Origin of the sequence: Stenotrophomonas sp. HMWF003 (genome assembly GCF_003061285.1) — a bacterium.
Classification (GTDB): domain Bacteria; phylum Pseudomonadota; class Gammaproteobacteria; order Xanthomonadales; family Xanthomonadaceae; genus Stenotrophomonas; species Stenotrophomonas maltophilia_AP.
The window spans coordinates 1-431 of the sequence record NZ_QAIW01000474.1; the positions used below are offsets into that span (position 1 = coordinate 1).

Below are 431 nucleotides of genomic sequence, written 5' to 3' on the forward strand. Positions count from 1 at the left end.
CCCCACAACGCAACGCGCTTGCCCTCAAGCTGCGAAATTCGCACGCAGGCGCTCCCAGATCGACGCCGGGATGCGGTGCTCGCCTTCCAGCACCAGCAACGGCGCGATGCCCAGCTCGGTGCTGTCCAGCTGCGGCTGGATCTCGCTGACGAAACGCTTCACCAGCGCATCTTCGGCCCACTCCGGGCGCGCCGCCAGGGTGGCCATCGCCGCGCGCGATTCGCGGCCTTCGCCCACGCATTCGAACGGCTTGTGGTCCTGGAATTCCAGCAGCGCATCGAAGCCGCCGGCCTGCTCCGGATCGTCCAGCAGGTTGCGGCCGAAGATCGCCACCAGGCGGGTCTTGGGCATGAACGGGGCCAGCGCCAGGAACACGAAGTGGCACTTCGGGCAGACCCCGCACCAGCGGTTCACCGGGCGCTCGCCCAGGA

1 pseudogene is annotated in these 431 nt (G+C 68.7%); it reads right to left on the reverse strand.

The features are described from left to right. Window positions 1–24: 24 nt before the first annotated feature. Window positions 25–431 (reverse strand): annotated as a pseudogene (locus DBR34_RS24520) (endonuclease domain-containing protein); the annotation flags it as partial.